The sequence below is a fragment of the Mesorhizobium sp. M0029 genome, from assembly GCF_040323735.1.
Lineage (GTDB): Bacteria > Pseudomonadota > Alphaproteobacteria > Rhizobiales > Rhizobiaceae > Mesorhizobium.
Window position 1 is genome coordinate 169013 of sequence record NZ_JAMYVF010000011.1, and the last position, 17396, is coordinate 186408.

At 63.9% G+C, this 17396-nt stretch carries 21 protein-coding genes, 1 pseudogene and 1 riboswitch; of the genes and pseudogenes, 13 read left to right on the top strand and 9 right to left on the bottom strand.

All coding sequences use genetic code 11. The annotated features are described in order from the left end of the window. Nucleotides 1-98 precede the first annotated feature (98 nt). Together NKJ76_RS32420 and NKJ76_RS19520 are read right to left on the bottom strand one after the other, a co-directional pair. Nucleotides 99-233 (bottom strand): annotated as a pseudogene (locus NKJ76_RS32420) (PRC-barrel domain containing protein); the annotation flags it as partial. After that, a complete protein-coding gene (locus tag NKJ76_RS19520) occupies nt 200-529 on the bottom strand; it encodes a hypothetical protein (protein ID WP_023740113.1) in 330 nt (109 codons plus the stop codon). The gene NKJ76_RS19520 and the pseudogene NKJ76_RS32420, both read right to left, overlap by 34 nt. 160 nt (nt 530-689) lie before the next feature. On the opposite strand from NKJ76_RS19520, the gene NKJ76_RS19525 reads away from it, so the two are divergent. The 4 genes from NKJ76_RS19525 (at nt 690) to NKJ76_RS19540 (ending at nt 2310) form a co-directional block, all read left to right on the top strand. Beyond that, entirely contained in the window at nt 690-992 is a 303-nt protein-coding gene (locus NKJ76_RS19525; RefSeq protein WP_352538142.1) for a hypothetical protein, read from the top strand. A 342-nt stretch (nt 993-1334) separates the two neighbouring features. After that, nucleotides 1335-1664 carry a DUF1236 domain-containing protein gene (locus NKJ76_RS19530; RefSeq protein WP_023670359.1) on the top strand — a complete coding sequence of 110 codons (330 nt, stop codon included), beginning with the start codon at nt 1335-1337 and terminating at the stop codon, nt 1662-1664. A gap of 98 nt (nt 1665-1762) precedes the next feature. Further along, on the top strand, nt 1763-1978 hold the full coding sequence (locus tag NKJ76_RS19535) for a hypothetical protein (RefSeq protein WP_023670360.1): 216 nt from the start codon (nt 1763-1765) through the stop codon (nt 1976-1978). Between the two features lie 92 nt (nt 1979-2070). Then, nucleotides 2071-2310 carry a DUF2934 domain-containing protein gene (locus NKJ76_RS19540; protein ID WP_023740111.1) on the top strand — a complete coding sequence of 80 codons (240 nt, stop codon included), beginning with the start codon at nt 2071-2073 and terminating at the stop codon, nt 2308-2310. Nucleotides 2311-2469: 159 nt separating this feature from the next. Here the strand turns inward: NKJ76_RS19540 and NKJ76_RS19545 are convergent, their stop codons facing one another. Together NKJ76_RS19545 and NKJ76_RS19550 are read right to left on the bottom strand one after the other, a co-directional pair. After that, nucleotides 2470-2721: a hypothetical protein gene (locus tag NKJ76_RS19545; RefSeq protein WP_023740110.1), complete on the bottom strand. Its 252-nt coding sequence runs from the start codon at nt 2719-2721 to the stop codon at nt 2470-2472. Between the two features lie 265 nt (nt 2722-2986). After that, nucleotides 2987-3142 (bottom strand): hypothetical protein, encoded by a 156-nt coding sequence (locus NKJ76_RS19550; protein WP_352538143.1) that lies wholly within the window; start codon nt 3140-3142, stop codon nt 2987-2989. A gap of 442 nt (nt 3143-3584) precedes the next feature. After that, nucleotides 3585-3697, top strand: a riboswitch (TPP riboswitch). Between NKJ76_RS19550 and NKJ76_RS19555 the strand changes: the two genes are divergently transcribed. The 4 genes from NKJ76_RS19555 (at nt 3688) to NKJ76_RS19570 (ending at nt 7177) form a co-directional block, all read left to right on the top strand. Further along, the gene (locus NKJ76_RS19555; protein ID WP_023670364.1) at nt 3688-4296 is read left to right on the top strand and encodes a YkoF family thiamine/hydroxymethylpyrimidine-binding protein; all 609 of its coding nucleotides are present in this window, start codon (nt 3688-3690) and stop codon (nt 4294-4296) included. (Overlaps the previous riboswitch by 10 nt.) A gap of 255 nt (nt 4297-4551) precedes the next feature. Then, complete coding sequence (locus NKJ76_RS19560) at nt 4552-5394, top strand: ABC transporter permease (protein WP_023689011.1); 843 nt, start codon at nt 4552-4554, stop codon at nt 5392-5394. After that, nucleotides 5391-6173 carry an ABC transporter ATP-binding protein gene (locus NKJ76_RS19565; RefSeq protein WP_023693859.1) on the top strand — a complete coding sequence of 261 codons (783 nt, stop codon included), beginning with the start codon at nt 5391-5393 and terminating at the stop codon, nt 6171-6173. Before NKJ76_RS19560 ends, NKJ76_RS19565 begins: the two co-directional genes overlap by 4 nt. Beyond that, nucleotides 6170-7177 carry an ABC transporter substrate-binding protein gene (locus NKJ76_RS19570; protein ID WP_023693858.1) on the top strand — a complete coding sequence of 336 codons (1008 nt, stop codon included), beginning with the start codon at nt 6170-6172 and terminating at the stop codon, nt 7175-7177. Before NKJ76_RS19565 ends, NKJ76_RS19570 begins: the two co-directional genes overlap by 4 nt. A gap of 172 nt (nt 7178-7349) precedes the next feature. On the opposite strand, the gene NKJ76_RS19575 is transcribed toward NKJ76_RS19570, so the two are convergent. Then, nucleotides 7350-8012: a LexA family transcriptional regulator gene (locus tag NKJ76_RS19575; protein WP_023742381.1), complete on the bottom strand. Its 663-nt coding sequence runs from the start codon at nt 8010-8012 to the stop codon at nt 7350-7352. Nucleotides 8013-8092: 80 nt separating this feature from the next. Here NKJ76_RS19575 and NKJ76_RS19580 point away from each other — a divergent pair, with 80 nt between their 5' ends. From NKJ76_RS19580 to NKJ76_RS19590, 3 genes are all read left to right on the top strand, one after another. After that, nucleotides 8093-8467: a hypothetical protein gene (locus NKJ76_RS19580; RefSeq protein ID WP_023742382.1), complete on the top strand. Its 375-nt coding sequence runs from the start codon at nt 8093-8095 to the stop codon at nt 8465-8467. 85 nt (nt 8468-8552) lie between these two features. After that, complete coding sequence (locus tag NKJ76_RS19585) at nt 8553-9245, top strand: GcrA cell cycle regulator (protein ID WP_023742383.1); 693 nt, start codon at nt 8553-8555, stop codon at nt 9243-9245. A gap of 328 nt (nt 9246-9573) precedes the next feature. Then, nucleotides 9574-10173, top strand: a complete 600-nt coding sequence (locus tag NKJ76_RS19590) for a DUF6456 domain-containing protein (protein WP_352538144.1) — start codon at nt 9574-9576, stop codon at nt 10171-10173. Between the two features lie 67 nt (nt 10174-10240). Here the strand turns inward: NKJ76_RS19590 and NKJ76_RS19595 are convergent, their stop codons facing one another. After that, nucleotides 10241-10549, bottom strand: coding sequence for a hypothetical protein (locus NKJ76_RS19595; protein ID WP_352538145.1), 309 nt, complete (start codon nt 10547-10549; stop codon nt 10241-10243). Nucleotides 10550-10752: 203 nt separating this feature from the next. Here NKJ76_RS19595 and NKJ76_RS19600 point away from each other — a divergent pair, with 203 nt between their 5' ends. Then, nucleotides 10753-11637: an NmrA family NAD(P)-binding protein gene (locus tag NKJ76_RS19600; RefSeq protein WP_352538146.1), complete on the top strand. Its 885-nt coding sequence runs from the start codon at nt 10753-10755 to the stop codon at nt 11635-11637. A 336-nt stretch (nt 11638-11973) separates the two neighbouring features. Here NKJ76_RS19600 and NKJ76_RS19605 read toward each other — a convergent pair whose 3' ends face one another. Then, complete coding sequence (locus tag NKJ76_RS19605; protein ID WP_352538147.1) at nt 11974-13251, bottom strand: DUF763 domain-containing protein; 1278 nt, start codon at nt 13249-13251, stop codon at nt 11974-11976. Between the two features lie 394 nt (nt 13252-13645). Here NKJ76_RS19605 and NKJ76_RS19610 point away from each other — a divergent pair, with 394 nt between their 5' ends. Next, nucleotides 13646-14005: an HNH endonuclease gene (locus tag NKJ76_RS19610; protein WP_352538172.1), complete on the top strand. Its 360-nt coding sequence runs from the start codon at nt 13646-13648 to the stop codon at nt 14003-14005. Nucleotides 14006-14054: 49 nt separating this feature from the next. On the opposite strand, the gene NKJ76_RS19615 is transcribed toward NKJ76_RS19610, so the two are convergent. Together NKJ76_RS19615 and NKJ76_RS19620 are read right to left on the bottom strand one after the other, a co-directional pair. After that, nucleotides 14055-16010, bottom strand: coding sequence for an acyltransferase family protein (locus tag NKJ76_RS19615; RefSeq protein WP_352538148.1), 1956 nt, complete (start codon nt 16008-16010; stop codon nt 14055-14057). Between the two features lie 530 nt (nt 16011-16540). Next, nucleotides 16541-17392, bottom strand: coding sequence for a transposase (locus tag NKJ76_RS19620; RefSeq protein ID WP_352538149.1), 852 nt, complete (start codon nt 17390-17392; stop codon nt 16541-16543). Nucleotides 17393-17396 lie beyond the last annotated feature (4 nt).

Consider the following 17396-nt stretch of genomic DNA (forward strand, 5'->3'; position numbering starts at 1 on the left):
ATTGCGTCGCCGCCGGCCCTTGACCACAAGGGCTAAATTTAACCAAACCGCCAAGGCGCCTTAAACGAAGGATCAGACCAGCCGGATCCTTCGAAATATCAATCGCGATGCTCCGGCATCGCCTTCAGCTCATCCTTGGTCCAACTGGTGACGGCGTGGACGTCCCGGGAAACCTCTCGAAAGTCCGCGGTCGCTGCCCTTACACCTCGTCGAACGGGCCGCCGCGCCTCGCCAGGTCGTGACCAATGGCGGCTTCCTCGGCGTCGTCGGGCAAGGCATCGTCACTGTCCTGGTAGGGGTTGTCGTCATCCTCCTCGGGCAGTTCGCCTTCCTTCTCGACTCCGGTGGTGTCCGGCAGGCTTTCCTCATCTGCTCCGTCGGGCAGGACCGTTGCGCCACGCAGCGCATCCCAATCCTGCCGGCGCGGCGTCGGCGCCTCCACCTCGTCATTGGCGATCGTGTCGCGGGCATCGTTTTTGCTCGGTGGCGCCTCGACCTCGTCATTGGGTTTTCTGTTTCGTTCTTCCATGATTGCCTCCTCTGGGCGGCTTTGCGTCGAGAAGGTGGAACTCACTTCCGGCTGTCAGGTTCCGGCAACCACTCCATCTCCGTGGAACCAATTGCCGCCAGTCTGCTTTGCCAAGGACTAGTCTGTTTTGCCAAGGAGATGAATCCAGAGGAGCTGGACCATGAAGACTTTCCCCCTCATCCCATGCGTGCTGCTCTTGGCGCTGGCCGACCCGGCGGCTGCGCAGGACAATGGCGACCGGAACGGCCCTGCCGCGCCTTGCCAGGCGCAGCCTCAGGACGATGCTCGGAAGCCGCCGGTCGCCAATGGCGGTGGCGAATCGACCAGCACGCTCGGTCCCTGCGGCGGCGTGCTGCAGCCGCCGCCCAGTGGTGACCAGGGTATGACGCAGCCGCCGCCGGACCAGGGCAAGACGCCGGTGATCAAGCCTGGCGAGGTGCCTGCGCAGCCGCCGAAGCAATGACCTTTGCTTGAAACTTCACGGCGTGGCACGAAGGCGGTCGGTTCCGGTCTTGGCCGGGCGACGCGGTCACCGGATCAATGCCGGCGCCGGCCGCGATCGCCACCGGAATTTGGAGCCGTGCATCGTCCACGTCGAAGGTCTCCTGAGGGATTGTGCTTCAATGCGAATCTTGCGGGTGCGGGTTCTGCTGGCATGACCGGGAAGCCGATCAATTTAGTCTCCGCTTGCGGAACAAGACCGTACCGGCTGCGTTTGCCTCCAGGAGCCCGCCACCTCGATCTGCGCTGTTTTCGCCTCATGCGGGAACACGGCGGAGCTCGCCAACAACGACAGGAGACGAAGATGAAAACCATCCTTATTCCCGCCGTCGCCGGGCTCGCCATGATCGCTGGTATCGGCATTGCCGCCGCCGACGAGGTCATCGTCACGCAGCCGGCACAGCAGCAGGTGATCATCACCCCGGAACAGCGCACGGTCGTGCACCAGTACGTAAAGAAACATCCGCTTGCCTCGGTCAATCTGCTCGGCGTCGAATTGAATGTCGGCACTGCCTTGCCTGACACTGTCGAGCTGCAGGAGGTTCCCGACGTTCAGTACAGATACGCCGTCGTCGACAACCATACCGTGTTGGTCGACCCCAGCACGCGCAGGATTGTCGAGGTGGTCGAGTAACGCTCGACAACCTAACCATTCATCGGTGATACGGCCCTGTCGTTCTTCCCAAAAGGGCGGCAGGGCCGAATGACGAACATGATGAAAGGAGAATTGCCATGTTGCCGCATGTCGAGACCCCGAACTCCGCCAATGTTGCGGCGTGTTGCGACAAGTTGCTGGCCGAGCGCAACACGGCGCTGTTATCGATGAAGGAAGCGATCGCGCTCCTGCGGGAGCGCACCGGCACCGATCGTTCGGATGCCGACCTCGCGGGGCTGATCGTCAAGAAAGCGGCGCTGCTCGGCGTTGCGGTGATTTCCGACCCGCGCTGAGATGTCTCGTCACTCAAGACGCCGGCCGAATTTTCGGCTAATGTTTTCGTGGAATCTGGACCAACCGACCGGACCCAACCACGGAGGCTTAAGTGACGGACGACAAACAGGACCGCATTCGCCAGCGCGCGCACGAGATTTGGGAAAAGGCCGGCCGGCCTGAAGGCGCGCATCAGGAACACTGGGAGCAGGCCACGGCTGAAGTCGATGGCGCGGTCGCCAAGCCAAAAAAGGCGGCGAAGAAAGCTGACGCCAAGCCCGCCAAGGCAGCCGCCAAGTCAAAGGCAGCGAAGCCTGCCGCCGCAAAGTCCGGCAAAGCCAAATCGAAATAAGGCCAAGTTGAAACAAGGCCAGTCGAAATAAAGCAAGGCCGGAATTAGCTGGCCGGGCCATCCTTGGCGCCCGCCGTTCAGGCGCGCCCGAGCCTCTCAACCTGACGAATTGCGCCTGCGACGGGCAGCGCAATTCCTTGTGTTTGGCGACAGGCGCCCTCATGCCTCCCAGGCATAACTCGACAGCGCAAAGCGAATCCCGGCAGCTGTCATGGCCAGTTCGCATTCGGTGATCTGGCGCAGGTGGCGCAGATACCGCGCTACAGTCTGTGGCAGCCAGCCGGCGCAGGCCTCGACATAGGCGCGGCTGTGAACAAGGGTGCCGGTCGACAGCCTCTCGTCCTTCTCGGCAACGACTTTCAGATATTGGCGGATGAAGCGGATGTCGTCGGCGATGTCCTGGCTGGCCATTCGCCAGGCCCCGGCGAGGCGTTCGCACTGATCGAATGACAAGGGCAACAAAGGGGGCGGCAATAAAGGCGGCGGCAACAAAGGCGGCGGCAATGACGGGGGTGACAGCAAAGGACGAGAGAGATCGGCGAAGGCAACATGGTTCGCTGTGCTCAAGGACATTCCTCTCTGCGAAAAGAGATATCGTACTTTATGTACGAACGAGCGTCAAGCCAATTTCGTACAGTTGGGACGATGACAATGAATATAGCAGCGGTCGCTTCAGCTAATCACGCATCGTGAATCCTTCAGGACTCGCACCAATTTCGCGGAGGGATTTTCCCAGGATGGTGTTGACTGTTTCCCTCGTGTCGGCGTCGAACAGGTTCAGGCCGCGCCGGATCGTCTCGCGCCAGTTTTCGCCCTTGTCCCACGCGTCCATGAAGGCGAAGGCAAGGTCGTCCTGGCGACGCGTGGCTTCGAGCGCTTGGGTCAGCAGGCGCGCTTGATGGAGATCCTTCTCCCGCTTGGCCAGCGCTCGGCCCGAGTCGCGAGGCGACGATCAGCTTGTGGATGGCGTAGCGCTGGGGCGAGGGGACCAGCACAGGCAAGCCCTAGCGACGCAGCAGCACAGTTCGGATGGGGTCGCGGATAAGGAAATGCAGAAACCGTAAGGGCTGCGCGGAGGCTCTGCCGTTTTCTTGTAATTACGTTTATCAGCTTGAATTTCAACGCAGTTATAAGAAATTCGTGGAAATCTCATAACGCAACGAACTGACGAGTCGCTCTGAACGCCCGGGCGCCCGGCCCGTCTGGCCCAAAACACTTTGCCGCAGTGCCTTCAACAAACGGCTTCCCCAATGTCGCGAACAATGCTTTAACCCGCTCATCCACAGGGGTGCTCCGTATGGTCGGGGCTGAGATGAGGGCGGCAAGCCTTCGGACCCTAAAGCTGATCTGGATAATACCAGCGGAGCGAGGCGGGCGATGTTTTCAGGCGCACAGATTTCCCTTTATCCCATGACCGACGATTTCGTCGGCGTCATCCTTGGCGCGCTCGGCGCGCTCGATCCGTGGCGCGACCGGCTGCGGATCGAAACCGACGACATCTCGACGCTTATGGTCGGGCCGCCCGAGGTGCTGTTTCCCGCCATGCGCGACCTGTTCGTCGCGGCGGCCAAAAGCGGCAAGCACTGCGTGCTTTCGGCGGCGGTCTCGCGCGGCTGTCCGGGCGAGCCCGACGATCCGATCTGCCGCTCCGACGAGACCGGCGGCCCCGCCATTCCGCTGGACGAGCGCAAGATCGCCGCGATCCGCGCTGTCCAGGCCACGCCGTCGACCGGCCAGCCGGTGGCGGCGCAGTTCTCGCTCTACGTCATGGGCACGGGCGACCATATGGACGAGATCTACGGCTGCATCGATTTCCTGAAACAGTCCGGCGTCTTTGAGCGCTCAAAGAACTTCTGCACCAAATTGCGTGGCGATGCCGGTGCGGTGTTTGCCACGCTCAACGAGGCCTTCTGCCGCTTCGGCCCCGGCGCCGGCCACGTCACCCTCGACATCACGATCTCGGCGAACAGCCCGAGCGCCGTCTGAGCCGCGGCTCAAGCGTCGTTCCTTGAGGATATTGCCGTGGCTGGTTTATCTGACCCATTGCGTGGAGGAGATGCCTCTGACACCTCAGCACAGAGAGGAGGGGAGCCATTGGCGATTGGCGAAGACCGCGATGCCCACGAATCTCCCCCCTCGAGCAGGAGATGGCCGGCAGGCCAGAGGGGGTCCCAGCGCGTGGAGCGCCGACGTCCTTTTCGCATCGGCAAGGCGTGGGCGCTCTATGCGAGACGACCCCCTCTGTCGCCTTCGGCGACATCTCCCCCTCGAGGGGGGAGATTAGCCGCAGCCATCGCCAAGACCATCCCCGCCGCCTGCGCCTCCGCCCTGCTCCTCGCGGCGTGGGAGCTCTACGCCCGCTATGGTGGCGCTGCGCCCACCATGCTGCCGGCGCCGTCGCGCGTGCTGCAGCAGGCCTGGGAGCATCGCGCTGCCCTTGCCGACAACACGCTGCCCACCATCCGCGCCACATCAGCCGGCTTCGCCTGCTCGTTGGTCGCTGCCTTCGTGCTTTCGGCGCTGGTCGATTTCTTGGCCCCGCTGCGCCGCGCGCTGTTTCCGCTGCTGATTGTCAGCCAGACCTTGCCGCTGGTCGCGATTGCGCCGCTCATCGTACTGTGGTTCGGCTTCGGGCTGATGCCAAAAATCTTGCTTGTGGCGCTCGTTACCTTCTTCCCGATGATGGTGGCGCTGGTCGAGGGTTTTGCCGCGACCAGCAAGGCGATTTCGCAGATGCTCGCCACCATGGGGGCAGGGCGCTGGCGCATCTTCTGGCTGGCGCGCCTGCCTTCGGCGCTGCCCTATTTCTTCGCCGGGCTGCGCATCTCCATCACCTACGCCGTCGTCGGCGCGATCTTCGCCGAATATGCGGGGGCGGCGAAGGGGCTGGGCATCTACATGCTCAATGCCAAGAACAACTTTCGGCCCGATCTGGTGCTCGCCGCGGTCGCCGTCAGCGCCGCGCTCACGCTTGTCTTGTTCGCCATTGCGGTGCTCGTCCAGCGCTTCGCCATGCCTTGGGAGAATGCAGGGAGCGAAAGCCGCGACGGCAAGGTTGAAGCTGCAGAAGAGAACCGTCAATGACGCGGCTCGAACTCCGGGACATCAGGAAGAACTTCGGCGCGCTTGAGGTGCTCGCCGGCATTTCGCTTCATGTCGCGGCCGGCGAGTTCGTCTCCATCCTCGGCCCTTCCGGCGCCGGCAAGTCGACGCTGTTCCAGTTGCTGACCGGTGCGCTGAAAGGCGAGGGCGACATGCGCTTCGACGGCGCGCCATTGCAGGGCAGCCCCTTCGCCTTCATGCCGCAGCGCGACGCGCTGATGCCGTGGCGGCGCGTCATCGACAATGTGACGCTGGGGCTGGAAGTGCAGGGTCTTGGCCGCAAGGCGGCGCGCGAACGCGTCGCGCCGTTGTTCGCTGAGTTCGGCCTTGCCGGTTTCGAGCGCGCCTGGCCGGCCGAGCTTTCCGGCGGCATGCGCCAGCGCGCCGCCCTTTTGCGCACCGTGGTGCAGCAGCGCGACATGCTGCTGCTCGACGAGCCCTTTGGCGCGCTGGATGCACTGACCCGCGCGGGTATGCAGCGCTGGCTGGAAGGCATGTGGCAGCGCCACCGCTGGACGGCGCTGCTGATCACCCATGACGTGCGCGAAGCCGTCTACCTCTCCGATCGCATCTATCTGATGTCGGCGCGGCCGGCCCGCATCATCGGCGAGATTGCCGTGCCGCTGCCGCGCCCGCGCACCACCGGCAGCGATGCCGCGCGCCAGGCCGCCGCGCTCGAAGCCGACATCCTCGACACGCTGCTCAATCCCGGGACTGACCGGCCCTCGTTCCCGCAGACCGCTCAAAGGAGTTTTTCATGACCGAATTCACACGCCGGCAGGCTTTGCTGCTGACGCTGGCTGCCGGACTGCCGCTTGCCTCTCGCGCTCATGCGGCTACGCAAAAAATCACCGTCGCGCTCGACTGGACGGTCAACACCAACCATGTCGGCCTGTTCGTTGCCCGCGACAAAGGGTTCTACCACGAGGCCGGGCTCGATGTTGAGATCCTGCCCTATGGCGATACTGGCGCCGGCACGCTGGTCGCCAACCGCATCGCCGATTTCGGCATTGCCGGCGTCGGCCTGTTCACCCAGCGGGCTGCCGGCGCCGATCTCAAGGCGGTCTACGCCGTGGTCCAGCAGGAGACCGGCCGGTTGGTCTTCAACGCGGATCGCGGCGAGATCAAGAGTCCCAGGAATCTCGACGGTCTGACCTATGGCGGCTTCGGCAGCGCCTGGGAAAACACGCTGATCTCGACCATCATCCGCCACGATGGCGGCAAGGGCGTTTTCGAGACGGTGACATTAGGCACCTCGGCCTATGAGGCGCTGGCCAACGGCTCGGTCGACTTCACGCTGGAGGTCTCGACCTGGGAAGGCGTCGCTGCCGAGTTGAAAGGCGTCAGGCAGCGCGGCTTCCGCTACGCCGACTACGGCGTGCCCGACGAGCACACCACCTTGATCGCCTCCAGCAATGCATATCTCCAGGCAAACCCGAAGGCCGCATCGGCCTTCGTCGAGGCAACGCGGCGCGGCTACCAATTTGCCTGCGATCACCCGCAGGAAGCCGGCGATCTGCTGATCGCTTCCAACAGGGATGCGCTGACCGACCCGGCGCTGATCCACGCTTCGCTGAAAATGCTGGTCGACGGACACTTCTTGCGCAGCCAGGACGGCGTCATCGGCACCATCGCCAGGGCCAAGATCGAGGCGATCGGAACCTACCTCTTCAGGGCCGGCATATTGCTCGATGGCGATGGCAAGGTTCTGAAGGAGAAGCCGGATTTCGGGGGGTATTTTACGAACGAGTTTTTGGGCGCGTAATCTCCCCCCTCGAGGGGGAGATGTCGCCGAAGGCGACAGAGGGGGTCGGTACGTCCTGACGCGACTTCCTATCGCGGACAGAGGACGTCAGCGCCTTACGCGCGGCGACCCCCTCTGGCCTGCCGGCCATCTCCCCCTCGAGGCGGGAGATTGCGCCTCACCGCCTTCTCCCTCACATATCGATCATCGAGCGCTTCACCCGGCCGATGATGGTGATGGCGCCTTCGAGCGCCGGCGGCGGGATGTCCATGTAGGAGGCCGGCTGGAAGGGCGGGTTCTCGTTGGGGCGGTAACGCTTGTAGGTGGCGTGGCCGGATTCGTCCGAAATGACGTAGCAGCCATTGGTCACCAGCCGCTTGTCCCTGAGGTTGACGAAGATGATCGAATCCGGTGGCGAGATCTTGTTCATCGACGGGCCGTCGACGCGCAGAGCAATCCATTGGCCCTGCTCCAGATCGGTGGTGGGGATGGTCGGATAGTCGCTGAGATTGACCACCATGTCCTGGCTGCCGAGTTCGCCGGCGCTGATCCACGAGACGATGGGCACATCGACGGTGGCCAGCGACGGCATCGGGATCTGCCGGCCCGACTCGTCAAAGCCGAAATGGCCACCCGAAAGGCCGCCGCCATCGCCGTTGAACAAGAGCCAGCCGGGATCGACGCCGAACAGACGACCGTATTTCTCCGCCGCCTTGCGCGACAGCGGCCGGTTACCGTTCTCGTGACTGATCAGCGTGTTCTTGTTGATGTCGCGCAATGCCCGCGCCGCGTCGCTCGGCGAGGCATAACCCGCCTCCGCCCGTGCCTGCTGCAATCTATGCCTCGGTTCCTGCATCGTACAAACTGCCTGAAATTTATCGTCCAACACGTACGATTTCGCTTGCGTACGTTTCGTACATATCGTACGCTTAGCGCATGATCGAACAAACCGCAAGCGTTTCCGCAGACATCGTCAGCTTTCTCCCATCGTCCGGGCTGTCCTCCTCCCCGGTCCGGACGCAAACCGGGGCTCTTGCCCCGGATCCGGTCGAACCGTCGTTCCCCCGATCGACCGGAACGGCCGGAGCCGCTCCTCTCCCGGCTCCGGCCACCTCTTCGGCCCATGGCGCCGCCAGTGCGCCAAGGGCTGTTTCCGGCGGGCAGGGCATCTCCTGCATCCGCACGGAAGACGGCACCGTCATCCTGTTCGACCGGCTGACGGGCAGGGCGGTTTCCGCCCTCACCAAAGCGGCCGCCGAAGCCGCCTTGCGGCATCTCGCCAGCGCGCTGCCGGCCGCCAGTATCGGCTGACCGCACCGACCATCCGCTCTGATTTTTTCCCGTAGGCCCTCGGGCCGGCGCTCCGCCTTTGCGCGCGCAATCAATGGATACCGACATGACTGCCTATACCGAGACCGAATTGCAGGAGATCGCCGTCTGGCTGAGGGATGGCCTGTCGGCCACAGGGATCGCCGTCCGCTTCACGGCGCTGCGCGGCAGTCCGGTCTCGCGCAATGCCATCATCGGCATCGTCCACCGCAACAGCGCGTTGAAGACCATCGGCTTCGCCAACCCCAGAGGCGGCAGGTCCGGCGGCCGACCGAGGAAGAATGCGACGGCGCCGGCTGCAGCCAACGAGAACACGGCAGGGAAGATCCTGCCCGTTCAGCCGAGCAAGCCGGCAAGGCGGCCTGAAGTTTCGAAGCCGGCCGCACCGGCCACACCGGTCGCCAGGCAAGCCAGACACACGCCGGCCAGGCCATTGTTGCCAGCCCGTCCGGCGCCCTCGATCCCGGGCGAAGGACGGCTGGTGGTGGACGGCGAAGTCTATCGCTTCAATGTGCCGGCGCCGCGCCCTGCCTCGCTCGGGCGTCAGCCGCATGTCGCCGCCATGCGCTTCATCGACTGCCTGTTCGACCGCTGCCGCGCGCCGCTCGACCTGACGCTGGAGGAAGACCCCGACAACGATGCTCCCGGCAGTCGGCCGGGGCTCGAGATGCTGTGCTGCGGCCTGCGTACAAGGGCGCTGAAAAGCTACTGCGAATATCATCAGACGCGTTTCCACCGACCTGTGGCGGAGGTGGTGTGAGCGGCTGGGCTCCGTTCCTCGCCTCCGGACGACCCCACCAATGATCGAAAGCCGGCGGGACAGCGCCCCCCTCTGTCCTGCCGGACGTTCGTCGCTCGGAAAGCCAAGCAATTGGCTTTCCGTCCGCTTCGCGGACCACTCCTCAACCCCCACGAGGGGGGCGATCGGATATCGCCGCCGATTTCGCCAATTGCCAACGTTGCAGAGGCGCAGCCGCCGAAACTGCCAATCTCCCCCCAAGTGGGGGAGATGCCCGGCAGGGCAGAGGGGGGCGCGAAGGAACGCCAACCTTCCGGCTCAACAACCCAATCTCCACAAGGACCACGCCATGAGCAAAAAAACCGCGCAGAAAGCCAAACCGCCGAAGCTGCCGGCGGGCGAAGTCGAGCAGGTGCGCATCCGCCGCGAGATCGGCCATGATTTCGCGCTGAAGGACGATCGCTTCGGCCGCAAGCGGTTGAGCGTCGGCACCGAAGAGGCGCGGCGCGTCTACGAGGTCTCCAATGACGGCTACACCGCGACCGGCGGCATCGTGCGGGTGCGCAATGTCGATCCGCTGGTCGGCATCACCTCGCTGACCCGCCAGCAGCGCGAGGCCGGCCAGCGGTTTCGCGACGATTTCGAGCGCGCCTCGCGTGACGGGCTGCGGCCGATGCCGTGGGAAGAGCGCATCGACGGCGGCCGCATCAATGGCGGCATCCCCGACCGCGTGCTCAACGCCGGCCGCGCCCACACCCATGCCATCGCCGCCATGGCCCACTGGGAAGTGGCGGAGGTGGTTCGCAAAATCTGCCTCGAAGGCCAGTCGGTGAAGGCGCTCGCCGAACGCACCGGCGAGGGACGAGATGTGGTGGTGAAGCTGTTGAAGGTCGGGCTCGACCTTTTGGCCGTTGATTACGGGATGATGATGATGCGGAAGCCGCGATAAGGCCGGCAGCCGCGTAGTGAAGCGGCCGGCCGGCAGATGCCGGCCGAACCGGTTTCACCCTATCGGATCACCGTTCGCAAACGCGAATTTCCTCGACGATCCTGTGATGATGGCGCCAATGCTTGACCAACTCTATGCGGCAATGGCGATGATGCCTGTGATACCTGTGGTACCTGAAGCCGTTATCGTAGGCATCATACTGGTAGTAGGGGCGAGGAGCGTAGCGATCGTAATAGTCGCCATAGCTGTTATTGTAGTCATCGTCATAGTAGCCGTTGCCGATGCCGATCACGACGCGCCCGCCGGCATTCGCCGGGGCGATCATCGCCGCCGCCGCAGTGATAGCGATAGCCGAAGCAAGCAGGAGCTTTCTCATAGCTGCCTCCTATTCAAGGTTGCGCTAATATAACTCGCTGGGCACGACCTCGTTCCATAATTTTGCAAGATGCGAACGACCCCTGCGCTGTGCATTGCGAGGAAGGCCGGCGTCACCTCCTGTCAGCATCATCCCCCGATTTTTGAACCCTTCGCCGCCCCAGCCATTAATCCGGCATGAATCAGCAAGGGAAGGACGAGACCATGCATGTCATTCTTGGAGGTACCGGCCATGTCGGCTCGGCGGCGGCAATGGCGCTGTTGCGGCAGGGCGAGGATGTCACGGTGGTGACGCGCGACGAGGCGAAGGCCGCATGGTTGGTTGAACAGGGCGCGGAGGCCGCGGTTGCCGATGTGCTCGATGTCGAGGGGCTGCGTGAAGTCTTGCGGCGCGGCAAGCGGGCGTTTCTGCTCAACCCGCCGGCCGATCCATCGACCGACACCGACGCCGAGGAGCGCAAGACGGTTTCCGCCATTGCGGCGGCGCTGGATGGCTCCGGCCTCGAAAAAGTGGTGGCGGAATCGACCTATGGCGCGCAAGCCGGCGAGGGTGTCGGCGATCTCACCGTCCTTTACGGCCTCGAGCAAAAGCTGAAGGCGAAGGCCATTCCGGCAAGCATCAACCGCGCCGCCTATTACATGAGCAACTGGGATCAGGCCCTGGAGACGGCACGGCGCGAGGGCGTCATCACCTCCTTCTTCCCGGCGGATTTCGAGCTGCCGATGGTGGCGCCGCAGGATCTCGGCGAGGCTGCGGCGAGGCGTCTTCTGGAACCGGTCGACAAGACCGGCACGCACTATGTCGAGGGTCCTCGGCGCTACTCCGCCGCCGATGTCGCCGCAGCCTTCAGTGTGGCGTTGCGCAAAAACGTGCGCGTGGTCACGGTGCCGCGGGAGCGCTGGACAGAAACCTACGAAAAACTCGGCTTCTCCAAAGCGACGGCCAAGTCCTATGCCCGCATGACCGGGGCCACGCTGGACAAGCCGATGCAGCCGGAAAACCCGGAGCGCGGCACGACCAGCCTGGAAAGCTATATTGCCGCGCTCGTCGAGGGCCGGCCGGAAGACCTGTTGAAGGGTGCCGCGTAAAAGTTAACATTGTAAGACAGTGGCTTAGAGAGGTTTTGTGAATCAAACTTGAAACTGGCGAGTCGCTGAACGAGCCATTACTTTCAGGCGCCGCGCCGCCCCTCATCTGGCTGCCGCCATCTTCTCCCCGTAAACGGGGAGAAGGGGCTGGCCGCGACGGCGGCGCTTTTCCTGCAACGTTGGCGATTGGCGAAAGCATCGAAGACAGCATATTTCTCCCGTCACTATACGGGGAGTTGAGGAATGGTCCGCAAAGCGGACGAAAAGCCAACTGCTTGGCTTTTCGAATGACGAACGCCCGGCAGGGAAATGAGGGGCGGCGCGAACCGGCCGCCATCAAGCGCCTTTCTTGATCGTCCTCAACGGCTCTTCTTCCGCCGCCCCCTCCCACCCGAACACACTGCGCCCTCCCAGCAGATGCGACTGATCGAACTCGCCGGCGACGATTTCCTTCAGGCTCGGCCCGGTGACGTAGCGCTCCAGCCGACGCGACTCGCCATCCAGCCGCTTCAGCGCGCCGAGCTCTTCCTCGCGGCCGAGCTTGGCCTTGCCGACGGCCGATTTCAGCACCGCGATCGTCTCGTCATAGACTTTCAGCGGCACCGGGAAGGGATGCCGGTCCTTGCCGCCATGGGCAAGTGAGAAGCGCGCCGGATCGGAGAAGCGGCAGGGCGCGCCATGCACCACTTCCGCCACCATGGCCAGCGCCCGCACTGTGCGCGCGCCGACGCCGGGTACCAGCAGCAGTTCGGGAAAATCGGCCGGCCCGCTTTCGATGGCGGCCGAAATGTTGCCGTGCAGCCGGTGCATGACGATGTCGCTCTCGCGCACGTCATGATGCGCCGGCATCACCAGATTGGGCAGCATCGGCTGCGCCGGCGGTTTCGCGGGCGCCGCTTTCGGCGGCGGCTCCAGCAGGGCAAGCTCGTCAAGGATCCGCTCCGGGCTCATGGTCTTCAACAAATCGAGCTGCCCGGTCCGCGACGGCTCGGCGCGATGGTCGGTGAGGTTGACGATCTCGCCCTGCCGCTCGCCTTCGATCGCCGCATGTGGCTGGTCAACGAAGCTGGTCAACCCTTCCGACAGCCAGTGATAGCGCCGCGCCTGGCGGCTGTCGCCATTCATGCCTTGCTGCACCACCACCCACCGGCTGTCATCGGTGACGATGAAGCCGTGCAGATAGAGGTCGAAGCCGTCCTGCACCGCCGCGCTGTCCACCTTGGCGACGAGGCGGCTGGCGGTGGCGAGGGCCGCGCCATCGATGCCGACGCGTTCGCCGATCGCGGTCAGCTCCTGCGGCGTCTTGCGCGAATGCGCGCCGCGCCCGCCGCAGACATGAATGCCGAGCTCGCGCGACATCGGGTTCAGCCCGCGCTTCAGCGCGCCGACGACCGAAGTGGTGATGCCCGAGGAGTGCCAGTCCATGCCCATGACGGCGCCGAAAGACTGGAACCAGAACGGATGCGCCAGCCGCCGCAACAGCTCGTCGCGGCCATAGTGATGGATGATCGCCTCGCACAGCACCGCGCCCAGCCGCGTCATGCGATCGCCCAGCCATTTCGGAACCCGCCCGCCATGCAGCGGCAAGTCCGCACTGCCGCTTCGCTGCGTCAAGTGAAAGCTCCGTGGCTAAGGCGCACCGGCGGTGCGCCTGTGATCTAGATGGCATTTGGGGGGCGATTTGCAAGCGGGGTGGGGGGGCGACTATCGTCGCCCTACGCTCTTCTTGGCGTCTCGCCGAAAGATGCAGTTACGCCGCCTGTCACACCTGGCAATAAGGTCGGCTCCCTGCTTGTAGTTTCACACAATTGTCGCGGGTACAGCTTTCGACCGCGAAGCTTTGAGGCGTGGTGGCGCAAACAGTCTCACTTTCGAAGTCGTCAATGAAATTTTAGAGGACGTCGTTGAGCGCCGTATCCGAGACGACCTCCAACTCGAGGACACTGTAAAGACGAGCGTCATTCAAGCTCGTCGCGGCCAAGGTAAATTTCGTTCCAATGTCGAAGCCATGGAGCGCTCGTGCCGACTCACAGGGGTCACCAATCCCTCGTTGCTGATTGCAAGCCACATCAAACCTTGGCGCCTATGCGCTTCCGCGCAGGAGCGCTTGGACGGCATGAACGGGCTGCTCCTCACGCCTGATGCCGACCACCTCTTTGACCGTGGCTTCATCAGTTTTGAAGATAGCGGGCAGGTCCTCATATCCCAGCGCGTCGACAAGACTGATTTGCGGCGGCTCGGATTCGAGCAATTGGTGATGCAGAGTTTCGGCTTTGCCGAAGCCCCCGCCGTCTGGCGCACTAGCACCTTCACCCCGCCGCAGCAGGCTTACCTCGCTCACCATCGAGAGGATGTGTTTGTGGCATAGCTCGCATCAACTGAGCGTCAGCCGTCAGGTCCCCCTACCTCGCCGCCCCCTAAAACACCGCCTTCTCCAAGAGCGGCTCCAGTGATTCAGCAAATGGCGTCGCCAGGTGGTGCCGGTCGCGGAAGGCGAGTTGGCCGTTGATGAACACGTGGCAGGTTTGGGCGTCGCAGAACTGGCTGGTCAGGTCGACATAGGTGGCGCCGGGCACGCTGCGCACGACGTCGCGCTCGGCCGCGGCGATGTCGTCGTTCGCCGCCGCGTCCCTCGGCGTGTCGCAGACTTCAGGCACCTGCCCGCGCCACAACGCCCGCGCCACGCATTTGTCGGCATAGCTTCCATTGTAGGGAACGTCCCGGATTACCGCGACCTTGATCCCGGCCCGGCTGAATGCCGCCAGCGTCCAGCGCAGGCCGGTCTTCCACTCCTCGTTCCAATCGGCGTGCTTCAGTTCCTCGGGCGATTCCTTCATCACATTGCCGATCGAAAATTCCGAGATCACCACCATGTGCGGGTGCAACGCGATAATGTCCTTGACCGATTGCTCCCGCCACTGGTCGCATTCGGTGTAGTCGCGCTTCAGCCGCCAGTTCCAGGTCGTCACCCGCGAGGCACGGCAGGACGATTTGAGATAGGTGACGAGGCGATAATTGTTCTTGGCCGCCGCCTCGATCAGCGGCGTCGACCAGTGGTCGGCATGCGAATCGCCGAAAAGCGCAATCGAGCGCCCGGCGTCCTTGTTTCCGAACACGCAGGCCTTCGGCGGCACTGTCTCGAAGGAGAGAATACAGCCGGCCGCGCGCGCCGTGGAAGGCTGCGCGGCGCTGGCGGCAATGCTGCGCTGCGCAGGATCGAGATCGTGGACGGCGAGCCTGGCATTGGCATAAGCGGCGACGACGCCGGTACCGGTCAGGAGGAGGGCCGGCACCAGCGCCCGCGCCGCACTGGCCATCAGCCAGCCATTGCGGCGGATCGGGTTTTCGATGACATGGTAGGTGAAGACCGACAGCGCCAGCGTCAGCGCCAGGCAGCCGAGCCGCTGCAGCGGCGAAAGCTCGGGCGTCAGCATCGTGGCATAGACGATCACCGGCCAGTGCCAGAGATAGAGCGAGTAGGAGAGCTTGCCGATCCATTGCAGGGGCGGCAGCGCCAGTGCCTCGATCGGGCTTTTCTTAGCGCTCTCCTGCTGCGCGTGCGCCGCTCCCGCCAGCAGCAACAGCACGGTGCCGGCCACCGGCACTAGGGCGAGGAAACCCGGGAAGGGCGTTTCGTCGCTGAAGGAAAGATAGGCGCTGGCAATCAGCGCCAGGCCGAGCCACGCCAGCGGCGTGGCGAGCCGCGGGCGGTTTTGCCAGACTTGCTGCGGCACCATGCTGGCCAGCCCGCCGGCGGCGAACTCCCAGGCGCGTAGCGGCGAGAAATAGAAGGCCCAGGGCTGCGAGACCGTGGTGAGCCACGCGCAGACGGCGAACGAGACGAGGCCGGCAATGCCGATCACCAGGATCGCGCCGCGCTTGCCGGGGCGCAGCCATGCCGCCAGCACAAGCAGCGCCGGCCAGGCGACATAGAACTGCTCCTCCACCGACAGCGACCAGAAATGGACAAACGGGTTGCTGGCCGCATCGGCGGCGAAATAATCGAACGACCAGCGGATCAGCCACAGATTGATCATGTAGGCCGAGGCGAACATGGCGCCCCTCGAATAGAGCGATTGTTCCTCCGGCGACAGGATGAAGGCGCCGGCCACCAGCGTGGCGAGGATGACGAACAGCGACGCCGGCAACAGCCGCCGGGCGCGCCTGGCGTAGAAGCGCCACAGGTTCAGCCGCCCGGTCTCGGTGATTTCGGCAAGCAGGTGTTTTGTGATCAGATAGCCCGAGATGACGAAGAAGATGTCGACGCCGGTGAAGCCGCCGGGCAGGCCGGTGAAGCCGAAATGGAAGGCGATCACGCCTGCCACCGCCAAGGCGCGCAGTCCTTCGATATCGGGCCGGAACGATGCTGACACGATTTGCCACCTCGTGCTGGTGCATGACCCCGCCTCGGCGAGTAACGATCGCGCCGGGATCATACGTGCGGCAGCTTTGCGCCCAACGGGACACGGCGCTGCAACCGTTGACAGTCGGACCAAGACTCCGCCCTATAGGTCGATATCGCAATGCAACAAATCTAACGCAGTGCAACATTGGGGGAGATGAACTGCCAATCTCCCCCCTTGAGGGGGAGATGGCCGCGAAGCGGCCAGAGGGGGTCGTCTCGCGTGAAGCGCCAACTTCCGTCTGGTGCAGGGCGCCGCGTCCAGTCGAACCGACCCCCTCTGTCGCCTTCGGCGACATCTCCCCCTCGAGGGCATAGGCGCTAAGATAGATAGCTTTGGCATGGACTGGAATTTGCGCTTTCGTGGTGGTTCGCGCCAGCGATATCGCAAGGCATGGAGATTTTGGCGCAGGGCCGCCAAGGAAGGTTGAGTAAAGATGGTCGCGATCAGAGAGGCGACGATCTGGCGGGTGGCGCGCCACAGTAGCGGGCGCCCGTCGCTCAAGGGGGAGAGACACCCAACTCCTGCGAGAGGGGTTCGGTCACAAGCGCGATGAGGAAGTGTGCAAGGATCCAAGACCTTGCGATCCTTGGGTCTTTGGCGGGAGGAGAGCGCAGCCCGATCAGGCTCTTCAGGCGCTTGAAGGCGAGCTCGATGCGCCAGCGCATGCGGTAGAGCTTGAGGACCGTATCGGCGGGAAACTCCTCCCGGTCAAGCGAGGTCACAAGCAGGACGAAGCCGGCCGCAATCAGCGTCTGCGGTTGAACCTTGTTGCCCTTGGCCCTGGCTTCCTTGTTGATTTTGCGCCGCGCTTCTTGTGCCGCGGCCTCGGATTTGCGCAAGGCGATCAGGCGCATCTTCACAGGCTCGCCCTTCTTGAGTGCCAGCCGGGCAGGCGTTTCGCAGACTTCCTCCCGGCAGCTCTCCAGGAAGCCGATGAGATCGAACGCCCTGCCGTTGGCGTCGAGCCATCGCGCGTTTTTCCACGACGCGCGCACAACAACATCGCCGCCTTGCGCCATCACCTTGGCGATCCGCTCGGCCTGCAGATAGGCGCGGTCACCGATGCGGATCTCGCCCGGCACCACCGGCACGCGGTCGATCAGCTCGGCCTCGCTCTGGTCGGTGATCTCGATGAAGTCGAACTGCTCGCGCTCAAGCTCGAAGGCGCAGTGCATGCGCCAAAGACCATTGTTCTTCTTCTCATACGCACCGGCCTTGGCAACCGCTGTCGCATCGAGGATGCGGATCAGCCGGCCTTTGGCCAAACCTGCATCCTCGCGCTTCAAAAGGTGCCCAATCAACTGCTGCAGCCATGGTCCTGCATTGCGCAGCCGGCCGAGCAACGCCACGTCC

Bases quoted from the DNA above. Each gene is read 5' to 3' on its own strand.
- NKJ76_RS19610 (WP_352538172.1), top strand. From the start codon at position 13,646: ATGGAGCGCTCGTGCCGACTCACAGGGGTCACCAATCCCTCGTTGCTG.
- NKJ76_RS19590 (WP_352538144.1), top strand. From the start codon at position 9,574: ATGAGCAAAAAAACCGCGCAGAAAGCCAAACCGCCGAAGCTGCCGGCG.
- NKJ76_RS19520 (WP_023740113.1), bottom strand. From the start codon at position 529: ATGGAAGAACGAAACAGAAAACCCAATGACGAGGTCGAGGCGCCACCG.
- NKJ76_RS19525 (WP_352538142.1), top strand. From the start codon at position 690: ATGAAGACTTTCCCCCTCATCCCATGCGTGCTGCTCTTGGCGCTGGCC.
- NKJ76_RS19585 (WP_023742383.1), top strand. From the start codon at position 8,553: ATGACTGCCTATACCGAGACCGAATTGCAGGAGATCGCCGTCTGGCTG.
- NKJ76_RS19550 (WP_352538143.1), bottom strand. From the start codon at position 3,142: ATGGACGCGTGGGACAAGGGCGAAAACTGGCGCGAGACGATCCGGCGC.
- NKJ76_RS19530 (WP_023670359.1), top strand. From the start codon at position 1,335: ATGAAAACCATCCTTATTCCCGCCGTCGCCGGGCTCGCCATGATCGCT.
- NKJ76_RS19555 (WP_023670364.1), top strand. From the start codon at position 3,688: ATGTTTTCAGGCGCACAGATTTCCCTTTATCCCATGACCGACGATTTC.
- NKJ76_RS19575 (WP_023742381.1), bottom strand. From the start codon at position 8,012: ATGCAGGAACCGAGGCATAGATTGCAGCAGGCACGGGCGGAGGCGGGT.
- NKJ76_RS19535 (WP_023670360.1), top strand. From the start codon at position 1,763: ATGTTGCCGCATGTCGAGACCCCGAACTCCGCCAATGTTGCGGCGTGT.
- NKJ76_RS19570 (WP_023693858.1), top strand. From the start codon at position 6,170: ATGACCGAATTCACACGCCGGCAGGCTTTGCTGCTGACGCTGGCTGCC.
- NKJ76_RS19545 (WP_023740110.1), bottom strand. From the start codon at position 2,721: ATGGCCAGCCAGGACATCGCCGACGACATCCGCTTCATCCGCCAATAT.
- NKJ76_RS19595 (WP_352538145.1), bottom strand. From the start codon at position 10,549: ATGAGAAAGCTCCTGCTTGCTTCGGCTATCGCTATCACTGCGGCGGCG.
- NKJ76_RS19565 (WP_023693859.1), top strand. From the start codon at position 5,391: ATGACGCGGCTCGAACTCCGGGACATCAGGAAGAACTTCGGCGCGCTT.
- NKJ76_RS19600 (WP_352538146.1), top strand. From the start codon at position 10,753: ATGCATGTCATTCTTGGAGGTACCGGCCATGTCGGCTCGGCGGCGGCA.
- NKJ76_RS19580 (WP_023742382.1), top strand. From the start codon at position 8,093: ATGATCGAACAAACCGCAAGCGTTTCCGCAGACATCGTCAGCTTTCTC.